The organism is Fundidesulfovibrio magnetotacticus (assembly GCF_013019105.1).
Classification (GTDB): Bacteria; Desulfobacterota; Desulfovibrionia; order Desulfovibrionales; family Desulfovibrionaceae; genus Fundidesulfovibrio; species Fundidesulfovibrio magnetotacticus.
On the sequence record NZ_BLTE01000031.1, the window covers coordinates 1 to 24,938 of the forward strand.

At 67.9% G+C, this 24,938-nt stretch carries 21 protein-coding genes and 1 riboswitch; of the genes, 14 read left to right on the top strand and 7 right to left on the bottom strand.

The annotated features are described in order from the left end of the window. Positions 1-137: 137 nt before the first annotated feature. Positions 138-797, bottom strand: a complete 660-nt coding sequence (locus NNJEOMEG_RS19710; protein ID WP_173087191.1) for an FkbM family methyltransferase — start codon at positions 795-797, stop codon at positions 138-140. 110 nt (positions 798-907) lie between these two features. On the opposite strand from NNJEOMEG_RS19710, the gene NNJEOMEG_RS19715 reads away from it, so the two are divergent. Further along, entirely contained in the window at positions 908-1,330 is a 423-nt protein-coding gene (locus tag NNJEOMEG_RS19715) for a tetratricopeptide repeat protein (RefSeq protein WP_173087192.1), read from the top strand. Between the two features lie 113 nt (positions 1,331-1,443). Here the strand turns inward: NNJEOMEG_RS19715 and NNJEOMEG_RS19720 are convergent, their stop codons facing one another. Then, positions 1,444-2,904: a response regulator gene (locus tag NNJEOMEG_RS19720; protein WP_173087193.1), complete on the bottom strand. Its 1,461-nt coding sequence runs from the start codon at positions 2,902-2,904 to the stop codon at positions 1,444-1,446. 430 nt (positions 2,905-3,334) lie between these two features. On the opposite strand from NNJEOMEG_RS19720, the gene NNJEOMEG_RS19725 reads away from it, so the two are divergent. From NNJEOMEG_RS19725 to NNJEOMEG_RS19755, 7 genes are all read left to right on the top strand, one after another. Beyond that, positions 3,335-4,552, top strand: coding sequence for an ammonium transporter (locus tag NNJEOMEG_RS19725; protein ID WP_173087194.1), 1,218 nt, complete (start codon positions 3,335-3,337; stop codon positions 4,550-4,552). 12 nt (positions 4,553-4,564) lie between these two features. After that, positions 4,565-4,903 carry a P-II family nitrogen regulator gene (locus tag NNJEOMEG_RS19730; protein ID WP_173087195.1) on the top strand — a complete coding sequence of 113 codons (339 nt, stop codon included), beginning with the start codon at positions 4,565-4,567 and terminating at the stop codon, positions 4,901-4,903. A gap of 49 nt (positions 4,904-4,952) precedes the next feature. Beyond that, the gene (gene glnD, locus NNJEOMEG_RS19735; RefSeq protein ID WP_173087196.1) at positions 4,953-7,520 is read left to right on the top strand and encodes a [protein-PII] uridylyltransferase; all 2,568 of its coding nucleotides are present in this window, start codon (positions 4,953-4,955) and stop codon (positions 7,518-7,520) included. Positions 7,521-7,582: 62 nt separating this feature from the next. Further along, the gene (locus tag NNJEOMEG_RS19740) at positions 7,583-8,233 is read left to right on the top strand and encodes a peroxiredoxin (protein ID WP_173087197.1); all 651 of its coding nucleotides are present in this window, start codon (positions 7,583-7,585) and stop codon (positions 8,231-8,233) included. A gap of 1 nt (position 8,234) precedes the next feature. After that, positions 8,235-8,456, top strand: coding sequence for a hypothetical protein (locus tag NNJEOMEG_RS19745; protein ID WP_173087198.1), 222 nt, complete (start codon positions 8,235-8,237; stop codon positions 8,454-8,456). A gap of 106 nt (positions 8,457-8,562) precedes the next feature. Further along, positions 8,563-9,018, top strand: a complete 456-nt coding sequence (locus NNJEOMEG_RS19750) for a cache domain-containing protein (protein WP_173087199.1) — start codon at positions 8,563-8,565, stop codon at positions 9,016-9,018. A 72-nt stretch (positions 9,019-9,090) separates the two neighbouring features. Continuing rightward, positions 9,091-10,869, top strand: a complete 1,779-nt coding sequence (locus tag NNJEOMEG_RS19755; protein WP_173087200.1) for a methyl-accepting chemotaxis protein — start codon at positions 9,091-9,093, stop codon at positions 10,867-10,869. Positions 10,870-10,922: 53 nt separating this feature from the next. Here the strand turns inward: NNJEOMEG_RS19755 and NNJEOMEG_RS19760 are convergent, their stop codons facing one another. Together NNJEOMEG_RS19760 and NNJEOMEG_RS19765 are read right to left on the bottom strand one after the other, a co-directional pair. Next, positions 10,923-13,193, bottom strand: a complete 2,271-nt coding sequence (locus NNJEOMEG_RS19760) for a DEAD/DEAH box helicase (protein ID WP_173087201.1) — start codon at positions 13,191-13,193, stop codon at positions 10,923-10,925. 215 nt (positions 13,194-13,408) lie between these two features. After that, positions 13,409-13,978, bottom strand: a complete 570-nt coding sequence (locus NNJEOMEG_RS19765; RefSeq protein WP_173087202.1) for a hypothetical protein — start codon at positions 13,976-13,978, stop codon at positions 13,409-13,411. A gap of 241 nt (positions 13,979-14,219) precedes the next feature. On the opposite strand from NNJEOMEG_RS19765, the gene NNJEOMEG_RS19770 reads away from it, so the two are divergent. The 3 genes from NNJEOMEG_RS19770 to NNJEOMEG_RS19780 all read left to right on the top strand — a co-directional run bounded on the left by NNJEOMEG_RS19770 (position 14,220) and on the right by NNJEOMEG_RS19780 (position 16,513). Continuing rightward, the gene (locus tag NNJEOMEG_RS19770) at positions 14,220-15,002 is read left to right on the top strand and encodes a glutaminyl-peptide cyclotransferase (protein WP_235957048.1); all 783 of its coding nucleotides are present in this window, start codon (positions 14,220-14,222) and stop codon (positions 15,000-15,002) included. Further along, the gene (locus NNJEOMEG_RS19775) at positions 14,999-15,241 is read left to right on the top strand and encodes a hypothetical protein (protein ID WP_235957049.1); all 243 of its coding nucleotides are present in this window, start codon (positions 14,999-15,001) and stop codon (positions 15,239-15,241) included. Before NNJEOMEG_RS19770 ends, NNJEOMEG_RS19775 begins: the two co-directional genes overlap by 4 nt. A 102-nt stretch (positions 15,242-15,343) precedes the next feature. Further along, the gene (locus NNJEOMEG_RS19780) at positions 15,344-16,513 is read left to right on the top strand and encodes a methyltransferase (protein ID WP_173087205.1); all 1,170 of its coding nucleotides are present in this window, start codon (positions 15,344-15,346) and stop codon (positions 16,511-16,513) included. Positions 16,514-16,811: 298 nt separating this feature from the next. Here the strand turns inward: NNJEOMEG_RS19780 and NNJEOMEG_RS19785 are convergent, their stop codons facing one another. Then, positions 16,812-18,791: a peptidase U32 family protein gene (locus NNJEOMEG_RS19785; protein WP_173087206.1), complete on the bottom strand. Its 1,980-nt coding sequence runs from the start codon at positions 18,789-18,791 to the stop codon at positions 16,812-16,814. Between the two features lie 290 nt (positions 18,792-19,081). On the opposite strand from NNJEOMEG_RS19785, the gene NNJEOMEG_RS19790 reads away from it, so the two are divergent. Next, positions 19,082-19,918, top strand: coding sequence for a lysozyme family protein (locus NNJEOMEG_RS19790; RefSeq protein WP_173087207.1), 837 nt, complete (start codon positions 19,082-19,084; stop codon positions 19,916-19,918). A gap of 6 nt (positions 19,919-19,924) precedes the next feature. On the opposite strand, the gene NNJEOMEG_RS19795 is transcribed toward NNJEOMEG_RS19790, so the two are convergent. Beyond that, positions 19,925-20,944: a hypothetical protein gene (locus NNJEOMEG_RS19795; RefSeq protein WP_173087208.1), complete on the bottom strand. Its 1,020-nt coding sequence runs from the start codon at positions 20,942-20,944 to the stop codon at positions 19,925-19,927. A 113-nt stretch (positions 20,945-21,057) separates the two neighbouring features. On the opposite strand from NNJEOMEG_RS19795, the gene NNJEOMEG_RS19800 reads away from it, so the two are divergent. Further along, positions 21,058-22,254 (top strand): pyridoxal phosphate-dependent aminotransferase, encoded by a 1,197-nt coding sequence (locus NNJEOMEG_RS19800; protein WP_173087209.1) that lies wholly within the window; start codon positions 21,058-21,060, stop codon positions 22,252-22,254. 108 nt (positions 22,255-22,362) lie between these two features. Here NNJEOMEG_RS19800 and NNJEOMEG_RS19805 read toward each other — a convergent pair whose 3' ends face one another. Next, positions 22,363-22,914 (bottom strand): hypothetical protein, encoded by a 552-nt coding sequence (locus NNJEOMEG_RS19805; protein WP_173087210.1) that lies wholly within the window; start codon positions 22,912-22,914, stop codon positions 22,363-22,365. A gap of 168 nt (positions 22,915-23,082) precedes the next feature. Further along, a riboswitch (cyclic di-GMP riboswitch) is annotated at positions 23,083-23,163 on the top strand. A 63-nt stretch (positions 23,164-23,226) separates the two neighbouring features. Between NNJEOMEG_RS19805 and NNJEOMEG_RS19810 the strand changes: the two genes are divergently transcribed. Beyond that, positions 23,227-24,390: a diguanylate cyclase domain-containing protein gene (locus tag NNJEOMEG_RS19810; protein ID WP_173087211.1), complete on the top strand. Its 1,164-nt coding sequence runs from the start codon at positions 23,227-23,229 to the stop codon at positions 24,388-24,390. Positions 24,391-24,938 lie beyond the last annotated feature (548 nt).

Here is a 24,938-nt window from a genome sequence, read left to right on the forward strand (position 1 = left end):
CAACACAGTCCTTGCCGGTGAAGCCCGCGAAGCGGAGTGGGAGTGCAGAGGGCGTAGCCCTTTGCCCGCCGGAGGCATATTCTCCGACCGCCCTGCCGCCGGGGTCGTCTTCCCCGGCGGCCTGTCCGCATCACATTTCAGTCGTGCAGGAAGAGCGCGTCGGCGGAGGGCATGGAGCCGTCCGGGCAGGTCCAGGGGTCGTAGAGTGCTTCCAGGCGGAAGCCTTGCGTGGCCATCCAGTCTGCCAGGTCCCAGGCGAGGGGTTGTCCCTGGTAGAGGGGTGTGAAGGACACTTCGCAGAGCACGGCGGCGACGCGGGGCAGCAGGAGTTGCGCGCCGCGCAGGGCTTCGAGTTCGTAGCCTTGGAGGTCCAGCTTGAGGATGTCCGGGGCGTCGGCGGTTTCCGCGTCCAGGCGTACGATGTCCACTTCCACGCGTTCGGTGAGTTCCAGCGATTTGCCGACGTGCTTTTCGCGGATGCCGGAGGGGCACAGAAGCGAGGAGCAGGTGGGCCGTTCCAGGACGTTGAGTTCCAGTCGTCCGGTGGCTGAGCCCAGGGCGGCCTGGCGCACCTGGACGGATTCGTTGTGGGCGAAGCGCTTGGCGAGTTTGCGGGCGAGCCGTGGTTGGGGTTCGTAGGCCAGCACGCGGGCGGTGGGCCAGGCGTCGAGGAAGCGTTCCACGGTGCGGCCCTTGTGCGCGCCGCCGTCCACGACGAAGCGCGCGCAGGGTATGAGCCGGGCCAGTCGTTCCAGGGGCGGCGTGTGGCGGTGCACGGTCCAGGGGATGGTTCGCATTACGAGCGGGTAGCATGGCGAGCGGAAAAAACGAAGCGACTATTGACATTGAAATTCATTCTCATTAAATGTCTTTCAACGGCACACGAGAGGCCGTGAAGGAGTGCGCCATGACCCTCAAGACATCCATCGGATCCAAGGGATCGCCCAAGGCGATGTTTGCCAGTTTCGTCAACAACGTTTCGACCGATAGCAAGCCGTCGTGCTCATCCGGCGGGTGCAAGGGGTCGTGCCGGGCGAGCGCGCTGACGCGCCTCAACCGTGAGGGCATGGCGGCCTGCCAGGCCGGTGACTACGGCGTCGCTGAGCGGTTGCTGGAGAAGGGCATCGACCTGGCCAACCGGTGCGGATCGAAGATGTACGTGGCCAAGTTGCGCAACAACCTGGGGCTGGTGCACCTGCTGGCCGGTCGTCCGCTGGATGCCTCGGGCCAGTTCTGGCAGGCGCTGGAGCTGGTTGAGGGTAAGCTCGGGCGGGACAATCCGCTGTTTCGGCGCATCGAGGGGAACCTGCTGCGCGCCTCGGGCAACTAGTCCGGGGGGTTGGAGACGGGCTGGCGCAATGCCTGCCGAATGGAACGAGGGCGGCCGCCGGGGGGCCGCCCCTTTCATTTTTGAAAAGCGACCGTTGTTGACGAAATGGGAATCTAGCCCTGGGCGGGCGCGTTCAGTTGCGCGGCGCGGGGCACGCTCATGGTGAAGAGGCCCTTGCCGTCCTTCTGTTCGAAGGTGAGCGAGCCGCCCATGGAGCGCAGCATCCTGTAGCAGGAGGCCAGGCCCACCGATTCGCCGCCCTCGTCGAAGGGCAGGAAGAGCTTCTCCACATCCTCCACGGGGCGGGCCTGATCGCCGCCGACCTCCAGGTTCAGGAAGCGCTCGCCGGCGAAGCAGCGCAGCCACATCTCGCCCTTGGGGGCCAGGGCGGCCTGGGTGGCGCGGATGAGGTCGATGACGATCTGGGCCAGGATGTCCGGGTCTTCCTCCACCAGGGCGCTGTCCCGGTCCAGTTCCACGCGGGGGTGCACGTCGTTGGCCTCCAGGGAGGGGGCCAGCAGTTCCAGGCCCCGGATCACCACGTCGGCCAGGTTGATGCGCATCCGGTGGGACTTCACGGGAGTGAGGTAGTCCCGGATGCGGTCCAGGAGTTTTTCCAGCCTGCGGGCCTCGTCGAGGATGATGGCGGCCTCGGTCAGGCCGGGCTGCTTCTGCTGGAGACGCCGGGCGTAGCCCCCGATGGACATGAGGGGGTTGCGTATTTCGTGGGCCACCTCGGCGGAGATTGCGCCAAGGGTTTTCACCTTTTCCTTTTGCACCAGATATTTTTCCAGCATGAGCCGGTCGGTGATGTCCAGGATGACGCCCTCGATGCCGGGGCGCGCCACTCCCGGCTCGCAGTCGGCCTGGGGGATGGACTTGAGGATGCCGTGGACCACGCGCCCGGAGCGGTGGAGCATGCGGCAGGTGCGCGAGAAGGTGACGGAGCAGTCGGCCAGGGCCTGCTGGAGCAGGCGGGTCACCACGGGGCGTTCGTCGGGGTGGATGCGCGCGGGCAGCCATCCCGGTTCCGCCAGGGCTTCTTCGGGAGTGAAGCCCAGCATGCTGCGGCAGGCCATGTTCACGAACTGCAGTTCGAGGCGTTCATCGAGGCTGAAAACCACCAGGGGGAGGTTGCGCACGAGGTTTGCGTAGCGGTCTTCGGCCTGGCGGACCTTGCGGGCCAGTTCGCGGCGTTCGAGCACGGCGGAGACGGCGTGGCCCAGGAGGTCGAAGCTCTCGATGGGCTTGGTGAGGTAGTCCCACGCGCCGAAGCGGAAGGCGCGGATGGCGTCCTGCATGTCGGAACGCCCGGAGATGACGATGACGGGGGTGTCGTCGTTCCGGGCGTTTTTTTCTTCCAGGAAGGTGAGGCCGTCCATGACGGGCATGCGCAGATCGAGCAGCACAAGGTCGGGTGATTGCGAGGCGAGGAGTTCCAGGCCCTCCAGGCCGCTGGAGGCTTCCAGGGGGCGATGCCCCGCGTCCTCGATCCAGGCCACGAGGGTGGCGCGGACGGCGGGGTCGTCGTCCACGGTGAGGATGGTTCTGGGCGTTTCCCGAGGTTCGCTCATGAATCCCCCATACACCGAATCCGGGCGGCGGGCAGCATATTTCTAAGGGATAGTGGGCAGTGGGTCCAGCGGGTCGACGATTGTGGTCCGTTTTTGAAGAGTCCGAGGCTCTTTGGTTTCAAATGAGAAAAAATTGCGATTGCTGTAAAAAAATGGCAGTATCCGCCGCGCGAGCGCTTGAAAATAAAATCAAATTTTAACGGTTGGTTAACATGGATTCAGGGGGATGGCGACATTTTTGAACAGATTATTTCATCGGGGGGCATTTCCAGAAAAAACTTGCAAAAGTGTAAAAGCGGCGTTAATTGTCGAGCCGTGCTGCCCGCACAGGACTGGGCAGGCAGGCAACTTCCGGACGGCGTGCGGGAAGCACCCGGCCCCGGCGGGACGGCCCCGCCGGGGCCACCACTGAAAACAGGAGGATTCTCTGATGAACGCGGCGGACACTGCATTTATCCTCATCTCGGCGGCCCTGGTGCTGCTCATGACCCCGGCCCTGGGCCTCTTCTACGGCGGCATGGTCCGCTCGAAAAACGTTCTGGGCACCCTCATGCACTCGAACGTGATCATCGGCCTGATCTCCATCGAGTGGGCCGTGCTGGGCTACTCCATGGCCTTCGGCACCGACATCGGCGGCCTCGTGGGCGGCATGGACTTCTTCGGGCTCAACGGTGTGGGGCAGACCCCTCACGAGACCTACGCCAACACCGTTCCCCACCTGGCCTTCATGGCCTTCCAGATGATGTTCGCCGTCATCACCCCGGCGCTCATCTCCGGCGCGTTCGCGGAGCGCATCCGCTTCAGCGCCTTCTTGCTCTTCTCCCTGCTTTGGGGCATCTTCATCTACAACCCGCTGGCCCACTGGGTGTGGGGCGGCGGCTGGCTGGCCAGCCTGGGCGCGCTGGACTTCGCGGGCGGCGCGGTGGTCCACATGAGCTCCGGCGCTTCGGCCCTGGCCTTCGTGCTCTTCCTCGGCAAGCGCAAGAACTATGGACGTGAGCCCTTCATCCCCCACAACCTGCCCATGACCATCCTCGGCGCCGGCATCCTCTGGTTCGGCTGGTTCGGCTTCAACGCCGGTTCCGCCCTCACCGCCGGCGGCCTGGCTTCCACCGCCTTCGTGACCACCCACCTGGCCGCCGCCGCCGCCTCCCTCTCCTGGATCGTGGCGGAGTGGATGCACCGCGGCAAGCCCACCACCCTGGGCCTGGCCTCCGGCGCCGTGGCCGGCCTCGTGGCCATCACCCCGGCCGCCGGCTTCGTCACCCCCATGAGCTCCATCATCATCGGCCTGGTGGGCGGCGTGGTCTGCTACATCGGCGTGAACCTCAAGCACATGTTCAAGTACGACGACGCCCTCGACGTGGTGGGCGTGCACGGCCTGGGCGGCACCTGGGGCGCCCTGGCCACCGGCCTCTTCGCCACCAAGGCGGTCAACGAGCTGGGCAACGACGGCCTCTTCTACGGCAACGCCGAGCTGGTCTGGACGCAGTTCATCTCCGTGGTTGCCACCTGGGCCTTCTGCTTCGTGGGCACCCTCATCATCCTGGGCATCGTCAACGCCATCGTGAAGGTCCGCTGCTCCGAGGAAGACGAAGTGAAGGGCCTCGACGTGAGCCAGCACGGCGAAACCGGCTATCAGAACTAAGGAAGGTCAACCATGCGCAAGATCGAAATCATCACCCGGCCCTACAAGCTGGAAGACATCAAGAAGGCCCTCACCGACGCGGGCGTCAAGGGCATGACCGTCTCCGAGGTCAAGGGCTTCGGCCGCCAGCGCGGACACAAGGAGATCTACCGCGGCGCCGAGTACCAGGTGGACTTCGTGCCCAAGATCAAGATCGAACTGGTCATCGACGCCGCCCTGGTCCCCGCCGTGCTCAAGGCCGTGGAAGGCGCGGCCCGCACCGGAGAGGTGGGCGACGGCAAGATCTTCATCACCCCCGTGGAGGACGTGGTCCGCATCCGCACCGGCGAAACCGGCAAGGACGCCATCTAACGCTCGCATCGGGCGGGGGCCGCGCAGGCGGCCCCCGCCCCTTTTCACGATGCCCCCATCCCCCTCCAAGGCCGCCCGCGCGCTGGACAGAAAGCGCAAAAAGCTCTTCGAAGCCCCGGCAAACGGCCTTTGCCAAGACCTCTCCGACCTCTTCGACGCCTATTTCAAATCCCGGCTTGCTGAAATCGAGCCGGTCCGCGCCCACTGCGCCGTGGCGGCCGTGGGGGGCTACGGGCGCGGGGAGCTCTGCCCCCGCTCGGACATCGACGTGCTCATCCTCTACAAGGACCGCGTGCCCGAAGAGGCCAAGGCCCTGGCCCAGGCCCTCTTCTTCCCCCTGTGGGACCTGGGCGCGGAACTGGGCCACGGCGTGCGCGCCACGGGCGAATGCCTCAAGCTGGCCAAGACCGACTGGCAGGTCTTCGCCTCGCTCCTGGACGCCCGCTTCCTGGCCGGCGACGAGGCCGTCTTCGCCGATTTCATCGCCCGACGCGACGAAAAGCTCCTCCCCGGGCGCGCCGTCCCCTTCAAGGAGTGGCTCACCGGGCAGAACTCCCGGCGCGCCGTGGTGCACGGCGACGCTTCGGGCATGCTGGAGCCCAATCTCAAGGAAGGCCTGGGCGGCCTGCGCGACGTGCACCAGGTGCGCTGGCTCCACCAGCTGGACGCGGCCGAGGGCCGGGGGCTGCCCCTGGAATGGCTGGACGTGCTCGAAGGCCACCTGCGCTTCCTGCTGGCCGTGCGCAACCGACTGCACCTGCTCGAGAACCGCAAGGAGGACCGCCTGAGCCTGGACGCCCAGCGCGCCCTGGCCGGTCCCCTGGGCTACAAGGCCCACGAAGGGATGCTCGACGTGGAGGTCTTCCTGGCGGAGCTGCACCGGGTGATGGCCGAGATCCGCACGCTGCACCGCGCCCTGTGGCCGCTCCTGGCCGCGCCGGGCGGCCAGCCCGGCACGGTGCGGCCCCTGGGCGGCGGCGTGCTCCTCACTCCCGGCGGGCTCGGTTTCCAGGGCGCGCCCGAGCGCGCGCATCCCGAGAACGTCTTCGACATGTTCGGCCACGCCCTGCGCCTGGGCGAACCCCTGGCCCTGCCCGCGCGCCGCGCCATCCAGGCCGGCCTGCCGGAGCTGGAGAGCTTCGCGGCCACGGACCAGGGCGGGGCGCGCATCCTTGCGCTTCTGGAAAAGGCCCTCAAGGAGCCCCGCGCGGGCCAGGCCCTGGCCGACCTCTTCGAGACCGGGGCCCTGGGGGCCATGATCCCCGAGTTCGGCCGCGTGCAGGACATGGTGCAGTACGACGTCTTCCACATCCACCCCGTGGGACGCCACACCCTGGAAACCATCCTGGAGATCCGCAAGGCGGCCCTGCCCGGACACCCCTACCACCCGATCTTTTCCGGGCTCGAAAGGCCGGAGCTGCTCCTGCTGGGCGCGCTCTTCCATGACGTGGGCAAGGGCCAGGGCGGCGCGCACTCCGAGAAGGGGGCCGAGATCGCCCGAGCGGTGCTCACGCGGCTGGGCCTGGACGACGAGGCCGTCTCCACCGTGGGCTTCCTGGTGCTGCGCCACCTCCTGCTGGCAGACACCGCCATGCGCCGCGACATCTCAGACCCCGACGTGCTGGCCGCTTGCGCCCAGCGCACCGGCACCCCGGAACGCCTGGACATGCTCCTGCTGCTCACCATGGCCGATTCCCTGGCCACGGGCCCCTCGGCCTGGAACGACTGGAAGGCCGGGCTCATCGGCGGGCTCTACCGGCGTATCCGCACGCTGCTGGCTGGCTGCACGCTCTTCGGCCCCGGCGGGGCCAGGCCCCTCCTGGAACTGCGCGACACGCTGCGCGAGAAGGCCGGATGCCTCTTCAGCCAGGAGCGCGTGGAGGCCTGCCTGGACGCCATGCCCCCGCGTTATCTCCTCAGCCGGGGCGAGGGCGACGTGCTCTGCGACCTTCGGCTCGTCTCGCGCCTGGAGGAGGCCCTGGAGGAGGATTTCCGCATGCGCCCCTCCACGGTGGCCGGCAAGGGCGTGGTGGCCATCGAGGTGGACCGCCTGGCCGACGGCTGGGGCGTCACCCTGGCGGCCAAACGCCAGCCCGGGCTCTTCGCGGCCATGGCCGGGGTGCTGGCCCTGCACGGGGTGAACATCCGCTCCGCCGACTTCTTCCTCTGGAGCGACAACACCGAAATCCACCACTACCAGACCGCCAACCCGCCCGACACCCTCTACCCCGACGAACTCTGGGCCCGGGTGCGCCGCGCGGTGCGCTACTCGCTCACCGGCAAGCTCTCCCTGGACTACCGCATCCAGGAGAAGCGCGCCTCGCCCCTTGCCCCCAAAACCCCCGACCTGGGCATCAAACCCTGGGTGGAGGTGAACGACGAGGCCAGCGACTACTTCACCGTGGTGGAGGTGCGCGCCGCCGACCGCCTGGGGCTGCTCTACGACCTGGCCGTGGCCCTGGACTCCCTGGGCCTGGACGTGCACGCCGCCAAGATCGACACCCAGGGTCTGGAGGTTTTCGACGCCTTCTTCGTGCGCACCACCCAGGGCCGGAAGGTGCGCGACGATCAGCGCGCGGGGGAAATCGCGCGCATCGTGCTGGCAAGTCTCGTCTGAGTGTGGACGCGGGGCTTCTCCCGGGGTATGGGTCCGACTAGACCCGTCTCCCAGGAGGCCCCATGGACCACGCCCCCTGCCCGCCAGGGCTGCCCCGCATAGGCGATCCCGCCCCCGGTTTCGAGGCCGAATCCACGCAAGGCGTGATCCGCCTGGAGGACTACAAGGGCTCCTGGCTGGTGTTTTTCTCCCATCCCGCCGACTTCACTCCCGTTTGCACCACCGAGTTCATGGCCTTCGCGGGCGTGCACGAGCGCCTGCGCGCCCTGGACTGCGAACTGCTGGGCCTCTCCATCGACTCCGTGTTCTCCCACATCGCCTGGGTGCGCCGCATCGAGGAGACCTTCGGCGTGCGCGTGGAATTTCCCGTGGTTGCCGACCTCTCCATGGACGTGGCCCGGCTCTACGGCATGATCATGCCGGGCGAGTCGCGCACCGAGACATCCCGCTGCGTCTTCGTCATCGACCCTGCCCAGAAGGTGCGCGCGGTGGTCTGGTATCCGCTCACCACGGGGCGCAACACCGAGGAGATCGTGCGCCTGGTGGAGGCGCTTCGAGCCACCGACGCCCACGGCGTGGCCACCCCCGCGAATTGGCGGCCCGGCGACAAGGTGATCGTGCCCGCGCCGCGCACGCAGGATGGCGCGGACGAACGCGCCCACGAAACCGGGACGGAATGCAAGGACTGGTTCTTCTGCACCCGGAGCCTGTGAGGTGGCCTGCGTCAAACCCAACGGGGAACTGACGGAGTTGGGAAGGCGCGTGCTGGACGGGCTTGCGGTCCACGCAACCCCCGAGGCCGCGGCTGCGGCCGTGGGCCTGCCGGTCTACCGCGCGCGCATGGCCGCCCGCGCGCTGGAGGCGGCGGGCCTGGCGCGCGGGGAGGCGGGACGCTACGCGCTCACGCCCGAAGGCGAGCGCAGGCTTGCAATGTGACGTGTCGTCCCGCGCCCGCGCGGGACCGTGAGGAGCGCAACAACAGGCCGTCTACCGCCCCGGGGCTTCTTCCAGGCGGCCCTGCCACACCTAAAGGAGGCTTCCCATGAGACGTACCGGCATCGTGTTCGCCCTGATTTTGTCGTTGTTCGCCGTCAACGCCCTGGCCCAGCAGGCCGGGACCAAGGACGAGGCCGTGGCCCTGGTGAAGAAGGCCGTTGCCCACTACAAGAGCGTGGGCAAGGAGAAGGCCTTTGCGGACTTCAACGCCAAGGACGGCGGCTTCACCGACCGCGACCTCTACATCGTGGTCTACGACATGGAAGGCAACTGCCTTGCCCACGGGGCCAACGCCAAGCAGATCGGCAAGAACCTCATGGAACTGCGTGACCCGGACGGGAAGTTCTTCGTCAAAGAGCGCGTGGAGCTGGGCAAGACCAAGGATTCCTTCTGGCAGGACTACAAGTTCGCCAATCCCGTCTCGAAGCAGATCGAGCCCAAGAGCATGTACCTGGAGAAGGTTGACGGCATGCTCTTCGGCTGCGGCGCTTATCAGAAATAGTCGGCACGGCCGCGCCCTGGCGAATTTCCGTCGGGGCGCGGCCCCCGCGCACACAAGACGGGAGTGAGGTCCATGCGCAATCTGAGCATCAGCGCGCGCGTCTACGCCGGATATGCGGTGATCGTGGCGTTGTCCGTCCTGGTCTGGTATGCGGGGCACCGCAACGCCACGACCCTCGGCGGCGAACTGGAACGCATCGCCGGGCCGGACATGGCCTGCCTCGCGGCTCTCAAGGACGCCCGATTCGCCGCGCGGGAGGTGGTGGCGGCCTTGCGCGCCCGGCTCATCCCGGCCGCGCGCCAGGAGTTCCTCCAGGCCCAGAAGGCCGGCTACGAGGCCAACACGGCGGCCCTGGACAAAGCCTCCGTCCGGCTCAAGGAGCTGGGCTACGGGACCGGCGCCGACCCGGGCTGGGAGCGCTTCCTCCAGGCCCAGGCCGCCTTCCTCAAAGTGGCCCGGAAGCTGGACGAAACCCTGGACGAGTGGAGCCGCGACACCTCCGACGTGCTGCTCACTGTGGAGGTGCTGGCCCTGGCCGCCGTGGACGTGCAGACCTCGGGGGACGCGCTTTTGGCGAGCCTGGACGCGCTCATCGCGGCCAACGACGCCCGCATCGCCCAGAGCATCGGCCAGGCTCGCGCGGCCATGGCCTCGGGCCAGGCGACGGCCCTGGCGGCCCTGGGTTCCGCCGTGTGCGTGGCGGCGGTGGTGGGCTATCTCATCACGCGCAACATCCGCAGGCCCCTGGCCGCGCTGGTGGCCTTCGCAGGGGAGGTTTCGGGAGGCAACCTGGGCGTACGCCCCGAGGGCCGCTTCATCGCGGAACTGGAGCAGCTCAAGGGCAGCCTCGAATCCATGGTGCACACCCTCAAGGAGAAGATAGACCTCTCGGAGGCCAAGACGCGGGAGGCCGCCCAGCAGGCGTCCAGGGCCGAAGAGGCGGTGCGGGAGGCGCAGCAGGCCAGATCCCTGGCCGAGCTGGCGCGCAGCGAGGGCATGCGCGAGGCGGCGGGCAGGCTGGAGGAGATCGTGGCCGGGCTGCTGGAAGCCTTCCGCGAACTCGACGCCGAGGTGACCCGGGCCAGCGCCGACTCCCAGGCCCAGCGCGAGCGTGTGGAGGCCACCACCGGAGTCATGGAACACGTGGAGGCCGCCAGCGGCCATGCGGGCCGCTGCGCCGGGGAGGCCGAGGCCACGGCCGAGGACGCCCGCATGAAGGCCCGGGAAGGCGCGGAGGTCATCGCCGGGGTTGTGGCCTCCATCCACGACATCCAGGCCAGGGCCTCGGCCCTCAAGGCCAGCATGGCCGACCTCTCCAGCAAGGCGGGGGGGATCGGCAGGGTCATGACCGTGATCTCGGACATCGCCGACCAGACGAACCTTCTGGCACTCAACGCGGCCATCGAGGCCGCCCGCGCCGGAGAGGCCGGGCGCGGCTTCGCCGTGGTGGCCGACGAGGTGCGCAAGCTTGCCGAAAAGACCATGACCGCCACCCGCGAGGTGGAGGAGGCCATCGGGGGCATCCAGGCGGGCACTGCCGCCAGCGGGGAAGGCGTGGACGAGACGGTGGAGGCCATCAGCCGCGTGGCCGTGCAGGTGGACTCGGGCGGGACAGCGCTCAAGGGCATCGTGGAGCTTAGCCAGGCCTCCTCGGTCAACATCCGCTCCATCGGAGAGGCCATGGCCGAGCACCGGGGGGCCAGCGCCGAGGTGTCGCGGTCTTTCGGGGAGATCAGCCGGATGGCCGAGGAAACGGCCGGGGCCATGGAAAAGGCGCGCAGCGTGCTGAACCGCCTGCGCCAAGCGGCGGACGCCCTGGGCGCGCTGATGGAGAAGCTGACGAAGGCCTGATGCGCGCGCAAGCCCCGCCGCGCCTCAGGGGAGGCGCGGCGGGGCGGTGTGCGTCAATCCCATTCGATGCCCTTGTACTCGTCGGGCTTGTATTCGATTTCCACGGTTTTCTTCGTGGGCGCGCCCTCGCGGGCCTCGGCCTTGGAGATGCGCCGGGGCTCCTGGGGCTGGGCCTCCTCGCGGGGCTCGGAGCGTGTGCCGCGTCCGCGTCCGCGCCGGGAGCGGGAAGGCTTCGCCTCCGCGCCAGCCTCCTGGGCGGGGGCCTCGCCGACGGCGTCCGCGGCCTGGGCTTCGGGCTCGTTGCCGGGTTCGTCGTCGAAGTCCTCGGGCGCCTCTTCCTGGCCGCCCTGGGCCTCCTGGCCCTCGGCGGGTTTTTTCCTGCTCCTGCGCCGCCTGCGGCGCTTCTTCTTCACCTCGCCCTGGGGCTCCTGGCCCTCGGGGGCCTCGCCTTCGCCGTCGGTCCGGACCTCGGGCGGGGCTTGCTCGGACAGGGGCGCGGACTGGAAGAAGGGATCGTCCGGGAAGAGGGATTCGGCGGTGAAGGGCGCGAGTTCGGCCTCGGCCGCTTGCGCGCCGCCGGAGGGCGCACTGTCCTGGCCCGGCGCGCCGACGCTTTCGGGGGCGGAGCCCTCGCCGCCGGAGCGTTTGCGTCCGCCCCGGGAGCGGCGGCGCGACTTGCGGCGCGGGGCCTCGCCTTCGCCCTGGTCAGCGGCGGCGTTTGGCTCGGGGTCCTGGAGGCGGTCCTGCGCGGGGGCGGGGTCTTCCTGGACCTGGGCGCGGGGCCTGTCTTCTGCGCGGGTTTCGGGGCGGGCCTCGCTGCGGGGCCTGTCGCGGCGGTCGCGGTCCCTGTCGCGCTCCCGGTCCCGGCGGTCCCTGTCGCGGTCGCGGTCGCGGTCCCGGGGGCGTTCCCTGCGGGTTTCAAGGGGCGCTCCTTCCGGGGTTTCGGGTATGGCGTGCAGGCTCGACTGGTAGCGCTCGTCCAGGAGCATGGCCAGGAGCGAGGCGTCCTCGGAGGCGGCCAGTTCCTGTGCCAGGGGCAGGAAGCGCTGCAGGCGCACCTTCTTGAGGGCCGGCACGGCGCGCAGTTCGGCTTCGAGCAGGGCCGTGAGGCGTTCGGAGACCACGGCGGAGACCTCCTCGTCGGTGGGCACGGGGCGCTTGAGGAGGTCGATGCCGAAGCGCTGGCCGATGCGCTTCATGGCCAGCTCTTCCATGATGTTCACCAGGGTGATGGCCGTGCCGGAGGCCCCGGCGCGTCCGGTGCGGCCCGCGCGGTGCACGTAGGACTCGGGGTCCTCGGGGGGCTCGTACTGGAAGACGTGGGAGAGCTCGGGGATGTCGATGCCGCGCGCGGCCACGTCGGTGGCCACCAGGAAGCGCAGGGTGCGCTTGCGCAGGCGCAGGAGCACGTGCTCGCGCATGGCCTGGGAGAGGTCGGCGGAGAGCTCCTCGGCGTCGTAGCCGAAGCCCTTGAGCACCTCGGCGATGTAGTGGACGTTGGCCTTGGTGTTGGAGAAGATGATGGCCGAGGAGGGGTTTTCGATCTCGATCAGGCGCACGAGGGTGCGGTCTTTGTCCAGGCCGGGCACCTCGATGTACTGGTGCAGGATGTCGGCCACGTGGACCTGCTTGGCCGAGAGCGAGAGGAAGTTGGGGTGGTCCATGAACTCTTCGGCCAGGCGCAGCACGTGGGGCGGATAGGTGGCCGAGAAGAGGAAGGTGGAGACGCGTCGCTTGGGCAGGTAGCGCTTGATCTCCTTCATGTCCGGGTAGAACCCGATGGAGAGCATGCGGTCGGCCTCGTCGAAGACGAGCACGCGCATGCCGTCCAGGGTCAGGTTGCGGCGCAGCAGGTGGTCCAGGATGCGCCCCGGGGTGCCCACCACCAGGTGCGCGCCTGCGCGCAGGGCGTCGGTCTGGGGTCCGTAGCCCACGCCGCCGTAGACCGTTGCCACCTTGAGTTCAGTGTCGCCGAAGAGCATCTCGGCGTCCATGGCCACCTGCTTGGCCAGTTCGCGGGTGGGGCAGAGGATCAGGGCCTGGGTCTGGGCCAGGTTCTGATCCAGCAGGTGGTAGATGGGCATGAGGAAAGCCCCGGTCTTGCCGCTGCCCGTGCGCGACTGCACCATGAGGTCCTGCCCCTGGAGCAGGTAGGGCAGCGACTTGGACTGGACGGGCATGAGCTTCTCCCATCCGGCCCGAGCCATGGCGGCGCGCAGGGATTCTGGCAGCTCTTCCGGAGTGATCTCGGGGAGTTGCGCTTCGGGCTGGATGAGGGTCTCGAATTCGTCCGGGGTCTGGGGGGTGTCTGTGGTGTTGTCCATGATCAGCCGTTGTGAGGGTTTTCCGGGCAGACCGCGCGAAGCGGCGCAGTGCTTATAGCGCCTTTCGCGCGAAAGCGAAAGGCCCCTGGCCGGGTGGCGATTGCATCCGGCGCATTGCGCCCCGACCAAAAGAAGGCCCCCTTGCGGGGGCCTGAGGAGGGAGGGGGCCGCTTCGCGGCAGGCGGCCCCGGTTCGAAGGAGGGGGGAGGGGGGTGCTAGAAGGCGTACTTCACGGCCAGGTTGCCGCCCCAGTTGTCCGAACCCTGGCTGGAGTAGGGGCCGATGTGCTGCCAGCGTCCGGCCAGCTGGACGCTCACGTGGTCGGTGAGGAACATGTTCATGCCCAGTTCCGCGATCTCCGTAAGGTTGGAGGAGTAGCCGTCTCTCGGCACGGGCACCTGGGAGAAGAAGCCGCCCAGGCCGATGCCGCCGAAGACGTTGAACTTGTCCTCGTTGACGAAGTGGTAGCGCACGATGGCGATGGGGCTGAAGGCGTTCACGGTCTCGTAGTTGCCGTTGCCGTTCCACCAGGGGTTGCGCTTCTGGGTGATCACATAGCCCAGGCCTTCCACGCCGAAGGAAAGACCCTCGATGACGAAGAACCCGGCCTCCGCGCCGTAGGTGAACATGGAGCTCACGCGGCTGTTGGAGTTGCCGTAGATGCCCACCTTGGGTTCAAGGTAGAACGTGCCCGCATCCAACGTTTTCGCCTGGGCCTGCCCGACGCCCGCCAACAGCGCGGCGGCCAGCAGGGCGAACAGGGTCTTTTTCAGCAGTGCGTACATGGTGTCCTCCTTTGTCTGGTCCGGCCAGACGCATCGCTCTATGCTCCAGGTCGCGGGAGTTGTCCTGGACGTTACGTGGACACTTCATGAAAGAATGTCCATCATCTTCCGTCAGTCAAGAAGGTCTTCGAGGTTTCGCGGCGGGGGCGTCCTTGATGGACGCGCCGGGATGCGCTACCCCCGTGAAGCGTCCGCGCCCTGCCGCCGGGCGACTCCCTCTCCCACGAGGCACCCTCGCGCCGTGACACGCACCCTGCAATCCTTCGCCGTCCTGGCCCTCGCGCTCGTCCTCTGCCTTGCCCCGGACCGGCCCGCCCGCGCGCGCGAGCTGTCCTACACCGTCACGGCCACGCTCCCCCACGACGAGGAAGCCTTCACCCAGGGCCTGCTCTTCGCGCAGGGGCAGTTCTTCGAGAGCACGGGGCTCTACGGGCAGTCCACCCTGCGCCGCGTGGACCCGGCCACCGGCAAGGTGCTGGCCCGGCGCGAGCTGGACCGCAACCACTTCGGCGAGGGGCTGGCCCTGCTGGGCGGCGTGCTCTACCAGCTCACCTGGCGTCAGCGCCTCGTGCTGCTCTACGACGCCGCAACCCTGGAGCCCCGGGGTTCCCTGCCCCTGGAAACCGAGGGCTGGGGCATCGCCGCCACGCCCTTCGGACTGGTGACCAGCGACGGAACCCCGACGCTCACCTGGCGCGATCCGCTGACCTTCAAGCCCGGGCGCAGCGTGGCCGTCACCGACCGCAACCGGCCCGTGGAGCGGCTCAACGAGCTGGAGTGGGCCGAAGGCTGGATACTTGCCAACGTCTGGCACGATGATCGCATCGCCGTCGTCTCGCCCGCCACGGGCAAGGTGGCCGCCTGGATCGCCTGCGCGCCCCTGCGGGCTCGCCTGCCGGGCCTGCCCCGGGAGTCGGACTTGAACGGAGTCGCCTGGGATCCGGCGGCGAAGAGGCTCTACGTGACGGGCAAGAACTGGCCCGCGGTGTTTCAACTGAAGCTGGAGGAATGGCCCGCGCCATGAGAAAGACCAAATGCAAGAATTGCCGCTACTGGAAGGGGCCCATCCCCAGCGAGCGCCGCTACTGTCCTCCCGAGGAGATGGCCAAGGGCGAATGGGGCTACTGCAAGCGCCACGCGCCGAGGCCGCTGGTGGAGAACATCGAATCCCTGCGGGGCAAGTCCTTCGTGGCCGTCTGGCCCGAGACCCAGGCCGAGGACGTGTGCGGCGAGTTCGCCCTGATCCCGCTCCAGAAGGATTGATCGCGCGAAGCTCGGGCGGGCGCTCCCGTCCCCCCGAAAACGGCGGAGCGCCCTGGCCTGTCCGGGCCGCGTTCCGGCCCCCACCGACGGAGGGTTGACCCCATGCGCTACGAGCACTCCCCCAAGGCCCTGGTGATCGCCGGGCCTCCGGCCGCGGGCAAGTCCACCCTGGCCGCGCGCCTGCGGGACGAACTGGGCTACGCGCCCTTGAACCTCGACACCGTGAATGTCGAGGTGGCCGGGCGGCTGGGCCTGACCGTCCCGGACCTGCGCCAGCCCCAGCCCGCCGTGACGGCCGCGTTCAAGGACGTGTTCCTGCGCCAGGTGCGGGAGCAGCGCTACGCGAACCTGCTCCTGGAGGGGAGCCGCGTAAGCCACCCCCACATCTTCGATGCCTTCCGGCACGCCCTGTTCAGCGCCTACGGCGAATACGCGATCCTCTCATGCTTCTACCTCAACCCCGACGAGGAGACGCGCCAGCGGCAGTACCTCCTGCGCCAGGCCCAGCTGGCCAAGCAGGCCGCCAAGTACCGCGACCCCCAGGCCCTGAGCCTGCTCAAGCACGAATACGAGAAGGGCTTCTGCACCTTCCTGGAGCAGCCCCTGCCCGGCTTTGTGGTGGTGGACTCCGCCGAGGACGTGCTGGCCCGGGCGCGCGAACTGCAAAACGCCAGACACCCGGACCTGCCCGACAAATACGGGGACCTGATCCGCTTCATCGCGGAGTCCGGCGCGTACAACCCCTTCTACCAGCGCGTGGAGGTGGAAGGCACGGTGGTGATCCATGGTTTCACGGACTCCCAGAAGTCCTGGGCCAACATCCGCGCCATGGGGGTGGACCTGGCCGGGAAAACGGCCCTGGATATCGGCTGCATGCACGGCTACTACACGTTCAAGCTGGAGGAGGCCGGAGCCGCGCCCCTGGGCGTGGACATCGACGCGCATTCCATCGACGTGGCCCGGGAGGTGGCCCGGGCGCGGGGCTCCAAGGCGCGCTTCGCGGCCGCGAACTCCGAGGACCCCTTCACCGAGACCTTCGACGTGGTGTTCGCGCTCAACGTGCTGCACCGCGTGTCGGACTTCCGCGCGGTGTGCGAGAACATCTTCACGTCCTGCTCGCAGGCCGTGGTGGAGGTGGGCGAGGTGCAGCTGCCGGAGCTCTTCGCCCTGAGCGCGGGCCACGGGTTCAAGCGGGCGCGCTCGCTCAAGTCCCACCGCAGCTCCGACGTGGTGGGCCAGCGGGTGCTGGTGCACCTGGTCAAGGCGGGCTGAGGGCGGGGCGGCGACCTCGCGGGCGCCGCCCTGCAAACCTACCGGACCACCCGCCTGGACTTCGTGGACGCCTGGCTGCTGGCGCGCATGGCCGAGCAGGGCGTCACGGAGATCTACTCGTACGACAGGAAGCACCTTTCAGGCGTGCCCGGCGTGACGCGGCTGGAGCCATAACCTCCCACTGCCGTCCGCGCCGGTGAAACCCGCGAAGCAAATGCGGGTCCAGGGGGATCATCCCCCTGGCGGGTGAGGTCTGGAGAGGGCAGCGCCCTCTCCAGTCCCCGAAGGGTTCTTCGCTCTACAACACCCCGATATCCCAGTTGAACACGCCGCCGCGCTCCTTGCGCTCGATGCTGGCGGGCATGGGTTCGCGCAGGTGGATCAGCTGCACGTAGCCCGCGCGGGCCAGCTCTTCTTCCTTCTCGCGCAGGTCCATCTCCCAGTTGGGGTAGATCCAGAAGTTCTGGCCGTAGCGGGTCACGAAGCAGATCTCGCCCTTGGGGCTCACGATGGGCTCGCAGGACTTCACGTCCTGGGTCATGGTGCGGCTCACGCCCAGGGGCCAGAGGCCGTGGGTCACGATGCCCAGGGGCAGGGGGCTCTGTTTGGGCAGCGCCAGCAGCTCCGCGCCGGAGAGCTCCGGCGAGACCACGGCCCCGTCGAAGCCCATGTCGCGCAGCTTGCCCAGGGCCAGCACGTTGGTCACGTTGGCGAAGGGGCCGCTCCACAGGAGCATCTCGCGGCGCTTGCGGCCCATGAGCCCCAGCTGCCAGGGGGCGTTGAGCACGAAGCGCTTGCCCCCGCGCTTGAGGATGATCTCCAGGATGTCCAGGAAGTCCTTCTCCTCGTTGGGCCACACCACGGGGGGCAGCCACCACCACGTGGAGGCCGCGCGGCCCAGGGGCAGGTGCTGGGTCTTGGTGGCCGAAACCCACACGCCCGCCGCGCCCTTGGCCGGTCCCTTGGGGGGCTGCCGCCAGATGTGCACGCTCTCGGGCTTCACGCCCCGGGCCAGCTTGAAGGGCTTGGGCATCACGGGCTCGAAGGTCGATTCCGGCGCGGGCGCGTCGGGGAGCTTGCGCAGCTTGTCCTCCAGCCCCTGGATGCGGCGCATCAGCTCGGGCTCGCGGCGGTCGATGAGGAAGACGCTCATGCCCGCGCGGGGGCGCTCCTTGCCCTTGCCGGCCAGGGTGAGGTCGTAGCGGCCGCTCTTTGGGGTGTGGCGCGAGATGCGCACCACCTGGTGTCCGGGCTCGTCCTCGTAGCCCAGGCGCAGCAGGTCGCCGGGGAGCAACTCCTGGCGGGGGTTCACGAAATACTTGCGGGCGGCACTCATGGAGAGGCGTCCCACCATCTGGCCGGAGCCGGTCTGGGAGAGGGCGTCCACGGGGTTGCGCGGCTTCTGGGGCAGGAAGGTGTAGTGGGTGGCGGGCCTGCCCAGGGCCTGGCCCAGGTAGTCCATGGCGGCCTTCTTGGCGTGGGGGTCGTCCGGGGCGTCGCGCAGGATGCGGTAGGCCGTGGTGACGTAGTAGACGTAGTGGGGGCCCTTCTTGCGGCCCTCGATCTTCCAGGCCTTCACCTGGGGCATGGTGAGCAGGGCCTTGGCCAGCACGTCCAGGGAGAGGTCCTGGCAGGAGAAGTAGCGCCCGGGCATGCCCTTGCGGGCGAACACGCGGCGGCAGGGCTGCACGCAGCGCCCGCGCAGGCCGCTCTTGCCGCCCAGGAAGCTCGACCACCAGCAGCGGCCCGAGACGTTGTGGCACAGCGCGCCGTGCACGAAGGTCTCCAGGGAAACGCCCTCGGGGCAGGCCTCGGCCATCTGGCGCATCTCGTCCACGTTGAGCTCGCGCGGGAGCACCACGCGGCTGATGCCCAGCGAGGGCATCATCGCCAGGGCCGTGGGCGAGGAGACGTTGGCCAGGGTGGAGAGGTGCAGCTCGCCCTCGAACCCGGCCTGGCGGGCCACGTCGGCCGCGCCCAGGTCCTGGATGATCAGGGCGTGGGGCTTCACGGAGCGGGCCAGGCGGTCCATGAGGCGTCCTGCCTTCACTTCCTCGCCGGGCTTGAGGAAGGTGTTCATGGCCACGTAGACCTTGCGGTCCATGGAGCGGGCCAGGGCCACCAGGCGGGCCAGTTCGCCCACGGAGAAGTTTTCCGCCTGCATGCGGGCGGAGAAGTGCTTGAGGCCGAGGTACACGGCGTCGGCCCCGGCGGAGAGGGCGGCTAGGAGGCTGTGGGCGTCGCCGGCGGGGGAGAGGATTTCGGGAACGTGGTTCATGGACTGGTCTCGCTTGGGAAGCGGGTTCGATCGTCAATCCGCCGAAGGCGGCGGGGCCGGCAACGCATGATGGACGCCCGTGGGCGCGGTTTTCAATCGAGGCGCTGGGCCTATAGCGCCTCGGGCGCGGGATGGCAAGGGGGAATTGGCGGGGTGTGTATTCCTTTTAAGATATTGTGTTGACATAAATTCTTTTGTGCATACAATCTTCACGATCTCCCCGGTTCGGTTCCTGGCTGCCGACCTTGGGAGGCCGAACGGAACGCACACCAAGCAAAAGGAGAAACGACATGAGCGAATGGGCTTTGGACGACGGCAGCCAGGCCGCCGGGCAGGGGCAGGGAGGGGAGGACCCCACCAACGGATCATCCATGAACCCGGAGGGCTTCAGCTTCGCGGAGCATGTGTATGACAAGTCCGGAGGAGCGCAAGGCCCCGGCGGGGACCAGTTGGAGGGAGGCGGCGAGGAGTCCGCCGCGTCCGGCAGGGGGCCGCAGGACGCAGGAAAGGGGCCGATCCTGCCCGAGCACCTTGGCTGGGTGAAAGACCCGGAGAAGCTCTCGGGTTTTCTGATGGACTTCAACAAGAAGTATCCGCTGAACCCCTCGACGGCGCCCAAGGCGGTGAAGGATGTCTACGAGAACATGAAGCCCCCCTCAAGCAACTACGGCCCGCCCAAAGGGTCGGACAAGGACGCGGCGGAATACTGGGCGCGCTACTTCGGCTTCCCGGACCAGTACGCCGCCAACAAGGTGTCCGTGGAGTCCAAGGGCAAGGCGGACGCCTGGGTGTCTGGCTCTCAGGCGGCAGGGCTAGGTCAGGTTCGGCCCAACGCAGCCTACGACGCGGGGTTCGACTTTGGTCCTCGAGACAAATACGGGAACCTCAGGTCGCAGGAACATGTGCAAACTTTCCGGAAAGCCATGGAGGACCCAGGTTTCAATAGCATGGTTTCTTCAATGTATTCAAGGATGTCCTTCAATGTCGAGAAAGGAAATCCTTTCAAGTCAGAGGCAGGATACAACCAGGGGCCGTATGGCATCAAGAGAGGAGACGCATGGACGGAAACAGCCCGGCGGTACGTCCAGGAGATGTTTCCCGGGCAATGGGATGGCAGCACCAAATGACGCTGGTCATCGATCATGAAGCCAGTGGAAGGCCGCGCTGTTGAGGGCATGGTTCTGCTTGTCCAGGGCTCCGTGGTAGCGATCAATCATCCGTTGGAGGCGTTTTGCAATCCACTGCTCCGCTGGTGGGAACGGCTTGTGTCCATAGTCATCCCAGCAGGTGTCGTGCAGAACGGTTTCCAGCGCCCATCCGGCCTCTTCGGTGAACGACTCGACGAAGACCAAGGCCTGATTCGGGCTTGCGGGTGTTAGCCTGGCTGCCAAGGCCATGCCAAGAATGTCGCCACGCCACGTTGCCCAGGCGTGAACAGTTCGCAGGCGCGCTGGCCAGTTTCTGGATATGCGGGGGCCGTACGTAGTCTCCATCCGAAGGGCCTGGGCGGTCAACGTGGCGACCTCGCGGATCAGCCGTTCATAGGCTGGCCAGCGCTCGGCCAAAAGCGGCGGGCCGCCCGGGGGCGGTCCGCCGTCATTGGCCCGGACAGCCAGGATATGTCGAGCTTGCGTCAGGAGTTGCCGGAGTGTTTGGCTCTGGTCTTCGAAATTGCGGAACATGTCTTGCGCCTCAGGCGTCTTCGCGACAGAGCCCACTCCGCGCCGAGCAGCGTCGATCCAGAGGCTGTCCGAATCCTCAGTGTCGCGAAGGCGTCCTGCGATCGAAGCGAATACCAGGCGCGCTGTAGGATCATCCCGACCTGCGAAGCCAAGGACCACCGCTGCCCGCAGCAGTTCCAGCACCGCATCGTTCTGCCTGAATGATGGAAGGTCGGATTCGTTCCAATCAAGCCAGCCGGCCCCGGGCTTGACCTCGGCCAATCTGGCAAGGATCGTGCGCCTGGATTTCTCCGGGAAGGCAAGGAAGAACCTCTGTTGCGCCTGCTCCAATTCCCCGATGAGACGCTGCAGGTCGTCCGGCGCTCCTCCGGCCCGGCAAGGCGCGGCCAGAACGGTCAGAACGGCCAGCGCGGCGGCGAACGGGCGCAGGCAGCGTGCGAGCATCTCTGATGTTTCGGTGACGCGAAGCATATCCGCGAGTCTATGAATGGATGCGCCCGGAGTGTCAAGGCGTCTCCCGCGCGCTTGAAGTGCGCGCCCCGGCAGGGTAGAAGCCAAACTTCATCACGCTGAAGGAGACGCACATGACCTTGCTTTCGGCCGAGATCGCGGACGCCCTGTCCAAGGGCTCCTGGATCCGCAGGATTTTCGAAATGGGCGCGGAGATGAAGAAGCTCCACGGCGCGGACCGCGTCTACGACTTCAGCCTGGGCAACCCCGACCTGCCCTCGCCCCCCGTGGTGGGCCAGTGCCTGGCCGAGATGGCCGAACGCGCCCAGGAACCCTTCGCCTTCGGCTACATGCCCAACGCGGGCTACCCCCACGTGCGCGAGGCCCTGGCCGAACAGGTCTCGCGCGAGCAGGGCATGGCCTTCACCGCCGACGACCTGCTGCTCACCTGCGGCGCGGCGGGCGGCATCAACGCCTTCTTCCGGGCCGTGCTCACCCCGGGCGACGAGGTGCTCTGCCCCAGGCCCTACTTCGTGGAATACGGCTTCTACGTGGGCAACCACGGCGGCAAGCTCGTCACCGCGCCCGCCAAGCTCCCCTCGTTCGATCTGGACGTGCCCGCCATGCTGGCGGCCGTCACGGAGCGCACCCGGGTGATCATGCTCAATTCGCCCAACAACCCCACGGGGCGCATCTACTCCGAGGAGGCCCTCACGGAGCTGGCCCGGGGCCTCAAGGCGCTCAACGCCAAACGCGAGAAGCCCATCCTGATCCTGGCCGACGAGCCGTACCGGTTTCTGGCCTACGGCGGGGCCACGGTGCCCTCGCTGCCGCGCATCTATCCGTATACGGCGGTGGCCAGCTCCTTCTCCAAGAACCTCTCCCTGGCGGGCGAGCGCATCGGCTACGTGGCCGTGTGCCCCACCATGCCGGGCAAGGAGGATCTCATGGCGGGCATCGTGTTCGCCAACCGCATCCTGGGCTACGTGAACGCCCCGGCCATCGGGCAGGCCATCCTGCTCAAGGCCCTGGGCAGCCAGGTGGACGCCTCCGTCTACGAGGACCGCCGGGCGGCCATGGCCAAGGTGCTCGCGGACGCGGGCTACGAGTTCCACCTGCCCGAGGGCGCGTTCTACTTCTTCCCCAAGGCCCCGGGCGGCGACGACGTGGCCTTCGTGGGCAAGCTGCGCGACCAGCGCGTGCTGGCCGTGCCCGGCTCCGGCTTCGGCCTGCCCGGCTACTTCCGCCTGACCTTCTGCGTGGACCGCAAGGTGATCGAGAACGCCGCCGAGGGATTTGCCCGCGCCATCCAGGACTTCGAGAAGGATTAGCCGGGGCCTCCCGCGCCTTTCTGCAAGGCCCCCGCGAGCATTCCGCGCGCGGGGGCCTTCGCGCGCCCGGCCCGGGCCGGACAGGGAAGGGCAGGGGGGGCGAAGGCCTCAGACGTGCCAGCGGGTGTGCCCCCACGGCTTGAACACCGTGACGAGCACCATGAAGGCCACCACGCACAGCTGAACGGCGGCCACCACGCCCTGCAGGGCCGAGAGCAGGATGGACCCGGCGGGCACCGGCCCGGCCGGGTCCATGAACCAGCTCAGGCGGGCCATGCGCTCCAGCCACGGGGAGAGCACGAGGAATCCCGCGAGGTTGTAGCAGACGGTGACGATCCATTTGAGGATCACCCACCAGTATTTCACGAAGCCGTAAGGGGTCATGGCCGAGTAGAAGAACCCCGTGACCATGCACAGCAGGGCCGAGGGGGCCACCACGTCGCGGTCGATGATCCAGACGATGGCGCGGTAGGCGTGCATCTGCGCTCCGTTGGCCGGATCGAACCCGTACTGCACCAGGGTGAGGCACACCGTGGCCCCTGCCCAGAGCGCGGCGAAGCACACGTGCAGGATTTTGAGCCAGCGCAGGGGGAAGCCGCGCAGGCGGTAGCCGATGAACTGATGGTCGCCCGCGAGGTCTGCCTTGGTGACTCGGCTCATGCGCGCCGTCTACCACCCGGCGCGCCTTCCCGCAACGTGGGAGGCGACGGCGCGCGGCTGGCGAAGCGATGCCCGTGCGGCATGGCTGTCCGAGCCAGCCGATATCCGCGACGCAAAACCCCGCCTTGCCGGTTGACCCCGGGGCCGGACTGCGGTAGCGCCTATGCCGACTCGCAAAGCCAACCCCGTCGCGAGGCGGGCGACGGAAAGCCGCGGATCTCCCCAACCTGAGACAGCCGGGCCGCCGGGTTCCTCTCCAACGAGAGGAGCGCCGGCTTTTCTTTTTTTCGCCCGGGAGAAGACGGACCGACCATGAAGACCCCTTCCGCCTCGGACGGCAAGCTGTTCCTCCTGCCGGCCCTCTATTTTTTTCTGGCCATGCTCTGGGTGCTGGGCTCCGACGCCCTCACCTGGCATATGTTCGAGGCGTGGCCGCCCGAGGCCATCAAGGACATCTCCATGCTCAAGGGCCTGGCCTTTTCGGCCTGCACGGCCCTGTTCATCTCCTTTCTGCTGCACCGCCACTCGGTGTCGCGATCGCGCATGGTGAAGAACATGCGCAGGGTGATCCGCAAGATCAACCGCATCAGCCGCGCCCACCGGCGCGCGGCGGCCGAGCTGGACGCCATTTTCGACAACTCCCTCGTGGGCGTGCTCTTCGCCGATGAATCCCTCACGGTGCGGCGCGCCAACCGGGGCTTCCTGGAGATGATGGGCCGCACGCGCGAGGAGGTGGTGGGCAAGAGCGTCTGCAATCTCTCGCAAGGGGGCTGCGGGGTCTGCGAGGAGTTGCTGCGCGCCATGGACCGCAACCGCCCGGAGGCCGGGGCGACCGAGTCCGAGTTCGCGGTGGAGACGCCGGGCGGGCAGCGCTGGATGCAGATGTCGCTCTCGCGCGTGGGCGCCGGAACACAGGCTCGCGGCCACGTGGCCGTGCTGCGCGACGTGACGGAGCGCCGCCGCGACGAGGAGCGCATCGCCTACCTCTCCTACCACGACTTCCTCACCGGGCTGCCCAACCGCAGGCTCTTCACCGAGAAGCTCGCCGACGCCTGCAAGCGCGGCAGGCGCTACGGCGGGGGGTTCGGCGTGCTGTATATCGATCTTAACGATTTCAAGCGCTGCAACGACACCCACGGCCATGAGTTCGGCGACGCGGTGCTCAAGGCGTTCACCAGGATCGCCCTGGAGTGCCTGCGCGAATCCGACGTGCTGGCGCGCCTGGGCGGCGACGAGTTCGCGGTGATCCTGAACGCGGTGGAGAAGCGCTCCTCCTGCGAGAAGGTGGCGCGCAAGCTCCAGGAGGCCCTGGCCCGCGTGCGCGAGGTGGACGGCCTGCCCGTGAGCCTCTCGGCCAGCATGGGCGCGGGCGTGTTCCCCCACGACGGCGAGGACGTGGACTCCCTGCTCACCGTGGCCGACCGCAACATGTACGTGCAAAAGGACATCCACCGCGCCGGGGCGGCGGTGCAGTAGAGCGGCGCGACAGCCCCGATTCGCGCAGGTTCGAGAGAGTTCCTCGTCCGGCGTCCCGGTCTGCCCGGGAAGCGCGGACATGTCGGCCTCCACGGTCCCGCCTTTCCGGCGCGGAGCAAGGAGGCCGTGTTGTTTCGGCACGCCGAGCAGTTTTTTCACTTATTTACCCACATAGCGCTATGTGGGTGGAAAGAGAAAGCTGACTGGATACAATCCTCCGAAATTTTCAGGAGGATTCGTCATGTTGTTCAAGCCGTTCGGTTCCAGCCTTCTTGCCTCGGCGTAGCCCGAGGCGATCCAGCCCGCTTCCGGTCCTGCGGTGGGTCTCTCCGGTGGCCTTTGGACGAACCATGCTCCGCCGGTCCAGGCGGCCGGTCCGGGTCCGGTCAGGCACGGGGCCGCGTCGGGTGGACCCTTCGCGACTCCCCACCCGGACGATCCGGGGCCGTTGGAGAACTATCCCTTCGGCCGCCCGCCGCTTACCCCGGAACAGACCCGTCGGGCCTACGCCCGGCAATTGGGGATCGACCCCTCGCAGATCGACCCCA